Below are 14,480 nucleotides of genomic sequence, written 5' to 3'. Positions count from 1 at the left end.
TTAATAATACCTAAGAACGGATAAATAAGTTAAAGGAATTGATTTGTAATATGAATTTTAGTATAGAAAAATTATCACAAGATTTTGAAAATAGAATTGAGTTTTATAAAAAGCAAAAAGGAAATGAAATAATTAGAAGTGGGAAAGTAAATAGTTTAAAAGAGAATGTAGACAAGGAAAATGAGCTTATAGAAATTACTGCTACTGTTTTATCACAAAGAAATTACTGTTATTATAGTGCTCAGGTTTTAATAGATGGAAATACTAGTGAAATTGAAGATACAGAGTGTGAATGTAGAGATTTTTCGGATAATATAACTTCAAGTAATAAGTATATATGTAAGCATATATCCGCTGTTTTATCAAAATATATAGCTTTAAGAATAGCTAGGGATAATGAAAATAAAAAAAGAATTGAGAATATGGGTGAAGACATATTAAATGAACTTACAAGTTTAAAGAACATAAAAGAAAAGATCAATTTAGAGGTGCATTTAAATAATAAAAATATTCATGAGTGTTTTCAAGCAAATTTTAAAATTGGAAAGAAAAAAATGTATGTATTGAAGAATGTAACGGATTTTATAAATGCTAGATTTGAAGATAAAGAAATCGAGTATGGAAAAGAGTTCACATATTATCCAGAAGAACATGTATTTAATGAACATGATGAGAATATAATTGATTTTATAGAAGAATTTGTAGCTAACGATGAATTGAAAAATTCATATGGATATGCTAATCGTGGATTAATTAATGGAAAATATTTAAATATTCAGGATGCGGTGCTTAGACGTTTTTTACACATTGTAGGGGACAAAAAAATAACATTAAATTGCGAAAAAGTGAAAATTATTGAAGAAGATATTCCTTTAGAACTTGATATAGTTGAAAAAAATGATAAATATATTGTAAATATACTTGGAGAGTCTTTGAAACCAATTAGTAGTAAATATGATGTTTTTCTTTTTGAAGAAAATATTTATTTACCTTCTAAAGCACAAATAAAAAGTCTTAAGATATTTTATAAGTATTTTGATGAATTCAAAAGGTTAGAATTTAAAAAAGAAAAAGCTTTAGATATGTTTAATACAGTAATGCCTAAATTAGAAAACATGAGTTCTAATATTAAAGTAGATAAGAAGATTGATAATTTAGTAAAAAATGATTTGAAAGCTGAATTCTTTTTAGATATAAGAAAAAAACAAGTAGTATTAGATGTAAATCTTAAGTATGGAGAAGAAATATTAAAATATTTTTCAAATGTAACACATAAAAATAAAATCATAATACGTGATATCAATAAAGAAGAACAAATTTTAGAGACCTTAACTAACCTTAACTTTTCTTATGAGAACAATATATTTATATTTAACGCACCAGAATATGATTTATATTTATTCCTAGGGGATAAGTATAAAGAATTAGAACTACTCGGAGATGTATATTATTCTGATAGATTTAAAGACAGAAAAGTTTATATTACTCCTAAAATCCAAGCAAATATAAATGATAGTGAAGATAACTTTTTAGATTTTACATTTAAAATTGATGATATATCTCCTAAAGAATACAAAAACATTTTAGATGCTTTTAAAAGCAAAAGAAAATATTATAAGCTTAAAAATGATAGTTTTATAAACCTTGAAGGTGAGGAAATTAATAACTTATTAGGATTAATAGATAATGTCTCCAGTAATGATAAAGATGGTAGCATAAAATTTCATAAAAATAAATCTATTGTTTTAAATGATTATTTAGAGAATAACAATCTATCATTTGTAAAAGGTAAAAATATTGTTAAAGATATTGCAAATAAGGTTTTGGATTTGGAGAAACTACAGTATACTTTGCCAAAAAACTTAAAAACACAATTAAGAGATTATCAAATAATAGGATTCAAATGGTTTAAAAATTTAAGTTATTTAGGTTTTGGTGGAATACTAGCTGATGAGATGGGACTTGGAAAGACAGTTCAAACTATTGCATTTTTACTTTCTGAAAAAGATAAAAAGTCTATAATAATTGCACCAACATCATTAATATACAATTGGAAAAATGAATTTTTTAAATTTGCACCATCTATGAAGATTTGTGTTATTCATGGAAATAAAAATGAAAGAGCAAAACTTATAGAAAATATAAATGATTATGATGTTATTTTAACTACTTATGGTACTTTAAGAAATGATGAAGAAAGCTATGAAAAATTGAATTTTGATTATTGCATACTTGATGAAGGGCAAAATATAAAAAATCCATTAGCTCAAAGTACAAAGAGTGTTAAAAATATTAATGCTAAAAGTAAATTTGTATTAACAGGAACGCCAATTGAAAATAATTTAATTGAATTGTGGAGCATTTTTGACTTTATCATGCCAAATTACTTATATAATACAACAACCTTTAAGAAAAAGTTTATTAATAATGATGATACTAAAATTGAACTTCAAAAATATATAAGACCTTTTATGCTACGACGATTAAAAAAAGATGTAATTCGTGAATTACCTGATAAAATAGAGAAAAATTATTATGTTGAACTTACTAAAGAACAAAAGAAAGTATATGCTGCATATGTAAAAGATATTAAAGAGAAAATGGAAGATGAAAATTTTCAAGAGGATAAAATAACTATATTTTCTTATTTAACAAAACTTAGACAGCTTTGTCTAGATCCATCAATAATAGTAGAGAATTATAAAGGTGGGAGTGGAAAAATAGAAGAAGCTTTAAATCTAATTGAAGAAAATATAAAAAATGAACATAAGATTCTTTTATTTTCACAGTTTACATCTGTGCTTAAAAATGTTTCTAAAGAATTAACAAAAAATAACATTGAATATATGTATTTAGATGGAAGTACAAAGGCAAGTAAAAGATTAGAGCTTGTAGATGAATTTAATAATAGCAATAAGTGTAAGGTATTTCTGATTTCATTAAAAGCTGGGGGGACAGGACTTAACTTGACGTCTGCACAGGTTGTTATTCATTTTGACCCCTGGTGGAACCCAGCCGTTGAAGAACAAGCTACTGATAGAGCTCATAGAATAGGACAAAAAAATGTAGTTCAAGTATTTAAGTTAATTTCAGAAGGAACTATAGAAGAAAGAATAATAAATATGCAAGAAAATAAAAAAGAGCTTATAAATGATGTTCTTAACAGTGATTATAAAGGAGAAAATATGCTTTCATCTCTTTCAAAAGAAGAACTAATTAAGTTATTTTCATAATAAGAAATACACCTATAATATTTTAAGTATCATAGGTGTATTTATAAAACTTCATAGATATTTTTTTTCATGTGCCTTAATTTAATCTTCTGATGTTATACCAAATTCAGCAGCTTCAACCCAATCATTACTTTTGTTTAATTGTGAAACTAATTCTTCGAGTGTTGTATAGTGATCTTTTTCTTGTTGTATAAGAAATTCAAATAATTTTTTTGATTTGTCATCCTCTGCTTGGGATAACAATTTTTCGTAAAGATCTATACTTTCTTTTTCTTTTTCAAGTGCAACCCTATATAAATCTAATTGATCAGGCTTTTGTTTGATTTCATTTTTAAAATCTTCAATTCCCTTAAATAAGTTTTTAGCTTCAGATAGTGTTTCATTACTTTTTAAGTCATAAGATAAATTGTTAGATTTATCTTGCAAGATTTTAGCATGAGAATTTTCATCTTTTGCTAGTATTAAAAAAATATTTTTTAAATATTTATCATTAATAATTTCAGCTTGATCGTTATAATATTTTTCTCCTTCAAGCTCCATATTTATTGCAAATTCTAAAATGTTCATAAAGGTCGCCTCCAAAGGTTATTTTAATAATAGATATTCATAAAATTAAGAATATCTTAATCAATAAATCAAGATATTCTTAATTAAGATATTAGATTCTACCACTTACCGTTAGTCATGTGGCCTGCTAGTTCTGCTTTTGATCTTTGCTTTATAGTCCAAGATTCATTTTTTGCTTTTTCAAAAACTCCTACACAATTAGGATCTAATTTAATATCAAGACCTTCCTTGCAAAGAACAGCAATTTTATCAGTTAAAGCAATGATTTCCATATGAATATCATTAGTTCTATCTGATTGATAAATTTTATCAGCATCTTCAGTACTTAATTCAACAAATTTATCCTTACCTTGAAGACATTTTGGACATTTTTCAGGAGCTTCCTCACCTTCACTTATAAATCCACAAATAGTACATTTAAATAACTTTTTCATAATAATACCTCCTGTTAAATTAAATTAGTATATACAACAAATGTATATACTACTACTATTCTATATTTATTAATGAATACCTTCTTTTGATAAAATTAATATCGAATAAAGTTGAAAGGTTATAGTACTAATGATAAAATATATAATTAATATGATTAATTTTTCATAAATTGTAATGTAAACGTTAATGTTAGTTAGATTATATTTGAAATTTAAAAAAATTAATTAAAATACATTTTTATTAAACATATGAAACTCAATGTTTTAGGAGTGATAGATATGAAACTTACTTTTAGAGTGAAATTATTTTTATATTTTCTGGCAATTATATTAGTTACATCTATTCCAATAGCATTAATGACTTATAACTATATGTATAATTCACTAAAAAATGATTTGTTTTCAAATAATCAATCTCAAATGGTGCAAATAGATAAGAATTTTTCTAACATGATTAAACGAATAAAGGAAGATACTAATTTATTAGCAACTTCTGCAGATATAAAAAAAGCTGACCAATCTATAGTAGCTTTATTTAACATAAAAAATATTGAAACAAATAAAAAATATTCATCACAAATTCCAGGGATAGAAAGTGCTATTTACAGTCACTTGAAGGACTATGGGACAACTCATTTACAAACAACATATGTATATATTGGAACTAAATGGGGAGGCTATGTGCAGTGGCCAGACGGATTAGGAACAAGTACATTTGATCCTAGAGAAAGACCATGGTATGCTCCAGCTTTAGCTAATTCGAATCAAGTATCAATTTCCGCACCATACACTTCTGCAATTGATAATAGTAATAATGTAATAATAACGGCTTCTACTGCTATAAAAAATGAATCCCAAGATATCGTAGGTGTAGTGGGTATTGATGTAAGTTTAGACAAAATATCAGAGATGATAAATAATATTAAAATTGGCGATAATGGTTATATTTTTCTTTTCTTAAAAGATGGTACAATATTAGCTCATCCAAATAATGCTTTGAATTTTAAAAATATTTCAAAGCTAAATGAGTTAGGTGATACATATGGACAAACAGGAGACTCCTTTGAAAATTACAATAAGTTTATAGCAGAAGATAATGGTAACTTTGAAACTGTCATAAATGGAGAGCCTGTGCTAGTTAATGTTTATACGTCTCCCTATACAGGATGGAAAATGGCTTCAGTTATAGAAAAAAAGGAACTTATAAGTAAAGCGAATCAAATTGGTTATTTAATAATAAGTATAACGCTTTGCATAATAATAATAGTAATAGGTATTACTATTATTATTACAAAAAGATTAACCAAACCGATTATTGAACTGATGCCTTTAATGAATGCTGCTGGAAATGGAAACCTTGATGTTCAGTCTAATATTAATACTAATGACGAATTTGGAGAACTGGGAAAGTCATTTAACTTAATGATTGGCAATTTAAGAGCAAGCTATGACGAATTAACAGCGGTATACGAAGAATTATTAGCAACAGAAGAAGAAATTAAAGCACAATATGATGAACTACAATGTAGTGAGGAAGCTTTGAAAAATAGCGATGAGAGGTATAAAATTGCATTAGATGGTTCTAATGATTCAATTTGGGAGTGGGATTTAGTTACCGGAAAATTTTTTGTTTCTGAAAAATTATATGATATTACAGGCTATAAATTAGAAGAAAATATTGATTTTATTAAATTGATTATGGAATTATGTCATCCAGATGACATAGAGATGGTAAAAAAAGATTTTGAAAATCATATCAATAATATAACCTCAATTTATAAATCTGAATTTAGGGTTAAAATTAGTGACGGTTCTTATGTATGGATATTATCTAGAGGTAAAGCTTTAAGAAATTCAGAAAATAAAGTGATAAAAATTGCAGGTTCGATTACAGATATTTCAGGGAGGAAAATTGCACAAGACAAAATAAAATTTATGGCTTATTATGATTCTCTTACTAAACTTCCAAATAGAACGTCTTTCATGGATAAACTAAATGAGCAATTAGAATTGATCAATAGCAAAAATGTAGAAGGAGCTGTATTTTTTATAGATTTAGATAATTTTAAAAATATAAACGATGCAATGGGTCATGATTATGGTGATAAACTTCTTATATACGTGGCAAAACAATTTGAGAGTTTAATAGATGAAAAAGACATTATATGTAGATTAGGTGGAGATGAATTTATATTACTTCATCCTTATGCAAATGAATCTGAAGTAGAATTTTATGCAAAAAAAATAATATCTTTATTTAACAAAACTTTTATAATTGATAATAAACAAATGTATATTACAGCAAGTATGGGAGTAGCTTTGTATCCAAGGGATGGAACTGATACAAGTACTATTTTGAAAAATGCAGATTCAGCAATGTATAAAGCAAAAGAATTGGGGAAGAATAGATTTGTTCTCTTTGATCCAGAAATGTACTTGAATCTAAAGAGAAAAACTTGCATAGAAAGAATCATTAGAACAGCAATTGAAAATAATGAGCTAAGTATTAATTATCAGCCACAATATGATGCACAGAATAACGAAATATTCGGATTTGAAGCTTTGCTTAGACTAAATAGTAAAGAATTAGGATTTATATCTCCGTTAGAATTCATTCCTATAGCTGAACAGTGTGGATATATAACTAAGTTAAGTTTATGGGTAATTAATGAGTCTTGCAAACAAAGTGTAAAATGGCTTAATGCAGGTTATAAGTTTAAAAGTATAAGTATTAATATTTCTTCAGTTGACTTGCAACAAGCAGATTTTTTAGAAAATGTTAAAGATATTTTAAAAAATACATGTATTAATCCAAAGATTGTTGAACTTGAAATTACTGAAACAGTTCTTATGCAGTCACTTGATTCTAGTATAAAGATATTAAAAAAATTAATGGATATGGGTATTAGAATTGCACTTGATGATTTTGGTACGGGGTATTCTTCCTTGAGCTATCTTAGAAAAATTCCTATAAGCACTTTAAAAATTGATAAGTCCTTTATAGATAATATTACTTCGAATAAAAAGGAAGAATCAATTATTAATAATATTATTCAAATGGCACATAGCTTGGATTTAAAAGTTGTAGCTGAAGGTGTGGAAATAAAAGATCAGCTTTCAATTCTTAAAGAAAGAAACTGTAACTATATTCAGGGATATTACTTTAGCAAACCACTTCCGCCTTGTGAAATTGAAAAATTATTTAAATAAGAATAGCAAAAGTAAAAATATAAAAGTAAAGAACCATCAAAATCTTAAACATTGATTTTGATGGCTCTTTATATATAAAATTATCGACTGTCTATATTTAAATTTGATCATTAAATAATACATCATTATATTCTTCGTTTTTAATGAATTCTTTTTTTGCAAATGAACATTGTGGTATTATTTTTTTGTTTTCTTGTCTTGCAAAATCAACAACTTTTCTTATTAATTGTTTACCAACACTTTGACCACGTAACTCATTTGAGACAAATGTATGATCTATTATAATAGTATCTTCGTTATCATATACGTAAGTTACCTCTGCTATGGTATTTTCTAAAGTATCACCTAAATAAAATTTATTGATACCTTCTTTAATTTGAATCATAATAATCACTCCTTGCATAAAGTAAGAATGATTTAAGAAAATCACGTAGTGATTTCATCCTAAATTTCTCACAGACTACCCATAAAGGGCATCAATTGTACATTTTCAATTGTTAATTGCAATATATACAAAATCATTATCTAATATGTGTAATTCTATATTTATTAATACATTCCTTCTTTATAATAGATGTATCAATTCATAATAGTATTGTATAGTTGCTATTTTTTTGAATATGCGGAAAGGCATGATATAATAAAGCTATATTTTAAAGTAATGGTATAAAGAATATTCAAAAATAAATTAGAAATGTGAAATTTGAAAGACTAGTTACAAAATCAAGTGATTAGTCCCTTAATATATATGAAATACTATAGTTAATAATAAAGATATGAAGGGAGATTGAAAATGAGTATAGGATATGCATGTTTAACTATTGGAGTTTTTAGTACTAATCTAAAAAGTTGTGTACTTAGGAATGTAAATGAAGAAAAACTGCTAGATTTAATTTCTAACAACTTAAATTCTCTTGAAAATATAATTGATTATAATATTAAAAACAATATTAAGCTTTTTAGGATTAGCTCTGATTTAATACCATTTGGATCAAACTCTGTAAATAATATTTCTTGGTGGGATATATTTTTTGAAAAGTTTCAAAAAATAGGTACAAAAATTCAAGAGAATGGAATGAGGGTATCAATGCATCCAGGACAATATACAGTATTGAATTCACCAAGTTTAGATGTTGTAAATAGAGCAATTGATGATTTGAAGTATCATACTAGAGTATTAAATAGCCTTGGGGTAAGCAAGGCAAACAAAATTATATTACATATAGGTGGAGTATATAATGATAAAAAACAGGCAATTAATAGATTTATAGATAACTACAATAATTTAGAGGAATCAATAAAAGAAAGACTTGTTATTGAAAATGATGATAAATCTTATAATATTAATGATGTCTTAGAAATAGGAACTAAATTAAAGATTCCAGTTATTTTTGATAATTTACATAATTATATTAATTCTTCAGAAGAAGAAAAGAGCCAAATAGATTGGATTAATGAATGCGAAAAAACCTGGAGTATAAAGGATGGATATCAAAAAATCCATTATTCACAGCAGAATATTATAAAGAAACCTGGATCTCATTCAAAGAGTATAAACATTAATGAATTTATAAGTTTTTATGAATGCTTAGGGCGAAATGATATTGATATAATGCTTGAGGTTAAGGATAAAAATCTTTCGGCGGTAAAATGTATTAATGGGACATCTATAGATAAAGACATTAAAGTACTTGAAATTGAATGGAGTAGGTATAAATACAAAGTTTTAGAAAGCTCACCTGCTAATTATGCAAAAATACGAAATTTGCTTAAGGATAAAAATAACTATCCAGTTATCGAATTCTATAATTTAATAGAAAATGCAATGGAGACGGAAATTACAACCGGTAATGTAATAAATGCTGCATTGCATATTTGGGGTTATTTTAAAAAAAATGCTTCGGAAAAGGAAAAAATAAGCTTCCTGAAAATTGTTGATGAATATGAAAATGGAGTTGCATCCATTAGTAAAATTAAGAATAGTTTATGGAGAATGACCATTAAATATAACGAGGAATATCTTTTACATTCTTATTATTTTGTACTCTAATCGTTTAAAATAGATATAATATACTTTTTTGTGTTAAAATATAAGTAAAATGGACAAATATGAAAAGACATAAGACAAAATGCGGTAATTTAAATACAAGTATAATATGAAGGAGATTGACATGCCTAATATTTTTGATGGACTTAGAAAAATTTCTGATGAAGAGATAATTGAACAAATTGCATTATTAGAAACTATGAATTTGACTAATGTATCGAAGCCAATCGCACAAAAGGCTAAGAAAAAAACTATAGGTATAATTAATTTTTTTGGAAGTAAAATTGGGAAGAATAATATGATTGAAGAACCAGAAGTAAAAGAAATATGGACTTTAATTGATGAAAAGAAAGATGAATTGAAAATTTGTACAAGAATGGAGTTAGATGAAAGATTATTAAATGTCCTTATGGAGAAAACAAAAAATGATATAGAAAATCCAACAGAAGATGAAATATCAGTAGAAGTAATAGAAGAGGCAGCTAAATTATACAAACTTTACAAAGATTTAACCCCAGGGCAAAAAGCTGACAATATCTATTTAAAATACTGTGAAAAACTTGATGGGAAAGCTAAAGAAGCCTTAAAAGAGCAACAAATCATTGAATTAAAAGAGACTACTGAAAGTATAGAAGAGACTTTGAAAAATATGGATGAAGAACAAAGGCGAGATTTTGAACAGTCAGTAGATGTTGAAAAATTAACACTATTAAATGCTTGGAGAAAGATGGACAGACAACTTTTTACAAGAATTGTATGGTTATCAGTAAAAGCTTATGGTGGTAGATTTACGCCAAAGGAAGAAATGCTACCAAGCTTTATGGAAAATGAAAAAGAAGTTGAAACAATAAAGAAAGAAGAAGACTTAAAAAAATCACAAGAAGAATTATTAGAATTAAAAAATGAAATTAAAGTAGGCAAAGAAAAAATAAATTCTATGGAAAATAGCTTAAAAGAAAAAAATCGTTTATTAAATAATGCAATTAAAAATAAAAGTCAAGCTGAAGAAACTATAATAAGTCTAGGAAAAATGGACAGTAAATTAGAAGAAGTAAAAAAATTACAAGAAGATAAATTAAATGAAATTAAAGGTAAAATGGAAAATGCGTTATTAGGAGAATTAGATTCATTACTTGAAGATTTTAAAAAAGTGAAATTTGATACAGTTGATATTAATAATAAAATTTCAGATATCAACATAGAGGCTACATATAAAAATGAAATAATAAAAAATACAACTTTGCAAATAGTAAGTAATGAAAAAACTATAAACGAAATTGGTAGTGAATTTCAACAATTTAAAATCGAAGCAAATGACTTAATAAAATCTTATAATGACAAGAAAGAAGAAGTACATAAAAGAGAAGAAGAAAAAAGAAATGAAATTTTTGAAAGATGGAGCCGATTTTTTAATAAATTCACCTTTGAATTTAAGGACTTAGGCAATGTTGCTAAATTTACTAGAGCAGAACTACTTCAAATTGAACAATGCTTATATGAATTGCACGATGCAAAAGATCCAATGGCTCTAAGTATGGGATTAATAAAGGATAAAAGTAATAAAGAAGAAAAAGAAGAATATCCGTATATAGATGTAAGTTTTCCTAATAAATTTGAAATTGAAATACAGTATAAAGTATTAGGCAAAGACGAAAAAAGTGTGCATATAGTAGAAATCACTACTGAATTTTAACAATATAGATAACCACAGTGAAAATCTTACTTATGCGTATAATCCGACGAAATCAACGATACTCTGTTGTGACCGTTACTGAGAATTAAGCTGTGGATTTCTAACATTAGAAGTTGCACCATTTCTGCATGCTCCTGAGGCAAGCTCAGGACAAGCAAAAATGGAACAACTTCTAATGAAGAAATACCTACAGCCAAATTCTCTTATGTAACACTACACAAAAGAGTATCATTGATTTCTAATTGTGTATATATTTGTGAAATTACCAATTTAATTAAAACTATAAATATAACTTGGGCGTTGGATTGACAGTTCGGAATTTTAAGAATAATATAAAATGAAAAAAGTATTAATAAATCACACAAAGGAATCAAGAGAACACTTGATCTGATTATGTTTATCCAGTAGTAGAAGTGGAAGAATTGAAAGATGAAAATAGAAGATTAAGGACATTTAGTTTAGGCATAATAGTGAATTATTAGGAAGTGATTATGTATGAAGGTACAAAGACCTATATTAGTGACATTTATTGGAGATTTGAATTTGATTGGTGCATTTTTAATTATAGTATCATTTTTTCTAACACCTAAATTTATTGAACAATTTGGAATTCTTGTTATTCCAATATCTGATTTTTTAGATGGTACAATTAGAATATTAAGTTTTATAAGTCTATTAACAATGTCTTATGGCTATTTTAGGCTTAAAAGATGGGGGTATTGGGCAATGATAACCTATAATTTATTTTTTTTAGTAGTATCTATGATTTTTATATTAACACAAATTAAGAATTCATATAATACGCAAGGATTTATTCAATCACTTTTAGGACTTATAATTACATTTCCATCTAAACGATACTTTATTAAAGATAATGAGCCGTCATAATATTCTATTATGACAAAGTATCAATAAAATTATTAATATGTTATACAAAATAAATATTATTAAAAGAAAAGAGGTGAGTTTTAGTGAGAGTTTGATACTTATTATATACACTCTCACTAAAGATAAAAAATGACTAAAATAGATATTATATCAGGATTCCTTGGAGCAGGGAAAACTACTTTGATTAAAAAATTAATAGAAGAGGCTTATAACGGCGAAAAGTTAATGTTAATTGAAAATGAATTTGGAGAAATAGGAATTGATGGAGGCTTTTTAAATAATTCAGGAGTTGAAATTACTGAAATGAACTCAGGTTGTATTTGCTGTTCTTTAGTTGGTGATTTTGGAACTGCCCTTAAAGACGCATTAGCTAAATATTCACCAGATCGTATAATAATAGAACCATCAGGAGTTGGAAAATTATCTGATGTAATTAAAGCTGTAGAAAATATTGAGCATGAAGTTGATATTAAACTTAACAGTTCTGTTGCCGTAGTTGATGCAATAAAATGCAAGATGTATATGGATAACTTTGGAGAGTTTTTCAATAACCAAATTGAAAGTGCAAATACTATTATTTTAAGTCGTTCACAAAAACTTTCAGAGGAAAAATTAGAATTAGTTGTATCTCAAATAAGACAACATAATAGTAGTGCACATATTATCACTACAAATTGGGAAGAAATTAGCGGTAAACAAATTGTTACTGCAATGGAAAGAGAAAATTTACTTGAAAAAGAACTTTTAGCAGAAGAAAAAGAACATCATCATGATGAAGAGTGCTCTTGTGGACACGACCATGATCATGAACACCAACACCAACATCATGATAAAGAATGCGATTGTGGACACAACCACAATCATGGACATCACCATGCAGACGAAGTATTTACAAGCTGGGGCGTAGAAACACCTAAAAAGTATAGTAAAGAAGAAATAAATGAAATATTAAAATTTTTATCAGAAACTTCAGATTACGGTATTATTTTACGTGCAAAGGGTATAATACCTTGCACTGAAGGTGGATGGATTAATTTTGATTTAGTTCCAGGTGAATATGAAGTACGTATTGGTGTAGCTGATTATACTGGAAGATTATGTGTTATAGGTACAAATTTAGATAAAGATAAAATAGAACAATTATTTCACATATAGATATCTGCGAGAAAACCATACTTATATTTGGGAAATTAATTAGCAATGTTCAATAATCGAAAATTGAACATTGAAAGAAAGAAGGAATGAAGGAATGGAACAGGAACATGTACCAATTTTTCTTATCACTGGTTTTTTAGAGGGCGGTAAAACAACTTTTATTAACGAAATATTTAAAGATCCAGAATTTGCTGAAGGTGAAAAGATTACTTTAATTGTTTGTGAAAATGGCATAGAAGAATGTGAAAATAATATTTTAAAAGAAAACAATGTGACAGTAGTACATATTAATAGTAAAGAAGAACTGACAGATTCATTTTTGAAGGACTGTAACAAAGAACATAAACCAACAAAAGTTATAATAGAATATAATGGAATGTGGGAATATGATATTGTAGCTAATGTAGAATTCCCAGAAGGATGGGAAATTGCTCAAGTTATAACACCTATTGATGCTTCTACTTTTGAGGGCTATATGAGTAATATGAAGTCTTTATTAATAGAACAATTTAATGATTCTGATTTAATTATATTTAATCGTTGTAATGAAAAGACAGATAAATTGAAATTTAGAAATAGTGTAAAAGCTGTTAATACAAAAGCAAATATGTTATTTGAATTAGAAAATGGTGAGATTGATGATAACCCATTAGAATTACCATTTGATATAAATGGAGATGTAATTGAGTTTGAAGATTATGATTTTGGGGTATGGTATATAGATGCAACTGAATCACCAGAAAAATATGAAGGTAAAAGTATAAAATTAAAAGGAATTGTAGCTACTAATCCTAAATATCCTAAAAATATTTTTGCTTTTGGCAGAAATGCGATGACGTGTTGTGAAGATGATATTGCTTTTTTAGGGATTCTATGTCAAACTGAGAAACCTATTAATTTTAAAGGTAAAGAATGGATTGAAATAGAAGCAGTAATTCATAAAAAATTCGTGGCTCAAGAGGAACGAGAAATTCCATTCTTACATGTTAAAAACTATAAAGTTGTAGATGAAATTGAAGATGAATTAATTTATTTTTAGGAAGTACAAAAATAAGAGTTTATGCAAGATAAACTCTTATTTTTGTGGTAAAATATACACAGATAAAAAAGGTGTGAAGCACAATTAAGAACTTTTCACAGATAAAAAGATGCGCACCTATGAAAAAGGCACGAAGTGCAACCGAGAACTTATTAAGCACAATTAGGAACTTATTTAACACAACCAAGATCATTTCACCTATAAAAAAAGTGCG

General features: G+C 26.6%; 10 protein-coding genes. 7 read left to right on the top strand and 3 right to left on the bottom strand.

Annotated elements, in window-relative coordinates:
* The first annotated feature begins 50 nt into the window (after positions 1 to 50).
* Positions 51 to 3,233: a DEAD/DEAH box helicase gene (locus tag psyc5s11_RS19450; protein WP_224034140.1), complete on the top strand. Its 3,183-nt coding sequence runs from the start codon at positions 51 to 53 to the stop codon at positions 3,231 to 3,233.
* A gap of 81 nt (positions 3,234 to 3,314) precedes the next feature.
* Here the strand turns inward: psyc5s11_RS19450 and psyc5s11_RS19445 are convergent, their stop codons facing one another.
* A complete protein-coding gene (locus psyc5s11_RS19445) occupies positions 3,315 to 3,800 on the bottom strand; it encodes a ferritin-like domain-containing protein (protein ID WP_224034139.1) in 486 nt (161 codons plus the stop codon).
* A 98-nt stretch (positions 3,801 to 3,898) separates the two neighbouring features.
* Entirely contained in the window at positions 3,899 to 4,234 is a 336-nt protein-coding gene (locus tag psyc5s11_RS19440) for a rubredoxin-like domain-containing protein (RefSeq protein WP_224034138.1), read from the bottom strand.
* Between the two features lie 279 nt (positions 4,235 to 4,513).
* Here psyc5s11_RS19440 and psyc5s11_RS19435 point away from each other — a divergent pair, with 279 nt between their 5' ends.
* Positions 4,514 to 7,444, top strand: coding sequence for an EAL domain-containing protein (locus tag psyc5s11_RS19435; protein ID WP_224034137.1), 2,931 nt, complete (start codon positions 4,514 to 4,516; stop codon positions 7,442 to 7,444).
* Positions 7,445 to 7,541: 97 nt separating this feature from the next.
* Here the strand turns inward: psyc5s11_RS19435 and psyc5s11_RS19430 are convergent, their stop codons facing one another.
* Positions 7,542 to 7,829: a GNAT family N-acetyltransferase gene (locus psyc5s11_RS19430; protein WP_224034136.1), complete on the bottom strand. Its 288-nt coding sequence runs from the start codon at positions 7,827 to 7,829 to the stop codon at positions 7,542 to 7,544.
* A gap of 408 nt (positions 7,830 to 8,237) precedes the next feature.
* On the opposite strand from psyc5s11_RS19430, the gene uvsE reads away from it, so the two are divergent.
* The 5 genes from uvsE to psyc5s11_RS19405 all read left to right on the top strand — a co-directional run bounded on the left by uvsE (position 8,238) and on the right by psyc5s11_RS19405 (position 14,266).
* Complete coding sequence (gene uvsE / locus psyc5s11_RS19425; RefSeq protein WP_224034135.1) at positions 8,238 to 9,494, top strand: UV DNA damage repair endonuclease UvsE; 1,257 nt, start codon at positions 8,238 to 8,240, stop codon at positions 9,492 to 9,494.
* A gap of 121 nt (positions 9,495 to 9,615) precedes the next feature.
* Positions 9,616 to 11,184, top strand: a complete 1,569-nt coding sequence (locus tag psyc5s11_RS19420) for a hypothetical protein (RefSeq protein WP_224034134.1) — start codon at positions 9,616 to 9,618, stop codon at positions 11,182 to 11,184.
* 495 nt (positions 11,185 to 11,679) lie between these two features.
* Positions 11,680 to 12,072 (top strand): hypothetical protein, encoded by a 393-nt coding sequence (locus psyc5s11_RS19415; protein ID WP_224034133.1) that lies wholly within the window; start codon positions 11,680 to 11,682, stop codon positions 12,070 to 12,072.
* Positions 12,073 to 12,201: 129 nt separating this feature from the next.
* Positions 12,202 to 13,227, top strand: coding sequence for a CobW family GTP-binding protein (locus psyc5s11_RS19410; RefSeq protein WP_224034132.1), 1,026 nt, complete (start codon positions 12,202 to 12,204; stop codon positions 13,225 to 13,227).
* Between the two features lie 94 nt (positions 13,228 to 13,321).
* Positions 13,322 to 14,266: a TIGR03943 family putative permease subunit gene (locus tag psyc5s11_RS19405; protein ID WP_224038228.1), complete on the top strand. Its 945-nt coding sequence runs from the start codon at positions 13,322 to 13,324 to the stop codon at positions 14,264 to 14,266.
* Positions 14,267 to 14,480: the final 214 nt, after the last annotated feature.

This window comes from Clostridium gelidum, from assembly GCF_019977655.1.
In the GTDB taxonomy this organism is placed as follows: Bacteria; Bacillota; Clostridia; order Clostridiales; family Clostridiaceae; genus Clostridium; species Clostridium gelidum.
The sequence above is the reverse complement of the archived record's forward strand: the minus strand, read 5'-3'. Positions and strand labels throughout refer to the sequence as shown.

Excerpts from the sequence above, each read along its gene's own strand:
- psyc5s11_RS19410 (WP_224034132.1), top strand. The coding sequence starts at position 12,202 with ATGACTAAAATAGATATTATATCAGGATTCCTTGGAGCAGGGAAAACT.
- psyc5s11_RS19440 (WP_224034138.1), bottom strand. The coding sequence starts at position 4,234 with ATGAAAAAGTTATTTAAATGTACTATTTGTGGATTTATAAGTGAAGGT.
- psyc5s11_RS19450 (WP_224034140.1), top strand. The coding sequence starts at position 51 with ATGAATTTTAGTATAGAAAAATTATCACAAGATTTTGAAAATAGAATT.
- psyc5s11_RS19445 (WP_224034139.1), bottom strand. The coding sequence starts at position 3,800 with ATGAACATTTTAGAATTTGCAATAAATATGGAGCTTGAAGGAGAAAAA.
- psyc5s11_RS19405 (WP_224038228.1), top strand. The coding sequence starts at position 13,322 with ATGGAACAGGAACATGTACCAATTTTTCTTATCACTGGTTTTTTAGAG.
- psyc5s11_RS19430 (WP_224034136.1), bottom strand. The coding sequence starts at position 7,829 with ATGATTCAAATTAAAGAAGGTATCAATAAATTTTATTTAGGTGATACT.
- psyc5s11_RS19415 (WP_224034133.1), top strand. The coding sequence starts at position 11,680 with ATGAAGGTACAAAGACCTATATTAGTGACATTTATTGGAGATTTGAAT.
- psyc5s11_RS19420 (WP_224034134.1), top strand. The coding sequence starts at position 9,616 with ATGCCTAATATTTTTGATGGACTTAGAAAAATTTCTGATGAAGAGATA.
- uvsE (WP_224034135.1), top strand. The coding sequence starts at position 8,238 with ATGAGTATAGGATATGCATGTTTAACTATTGGAGTTTTTAGTACTAAT.
- psyc5s11_RS19435 (WP_224034137.1), top strand. The coding sequence starts at position 4,514 with ATGAAACTTACTTTTAGAGTGAAATTATTTTTATATTTTCTGGCAATT.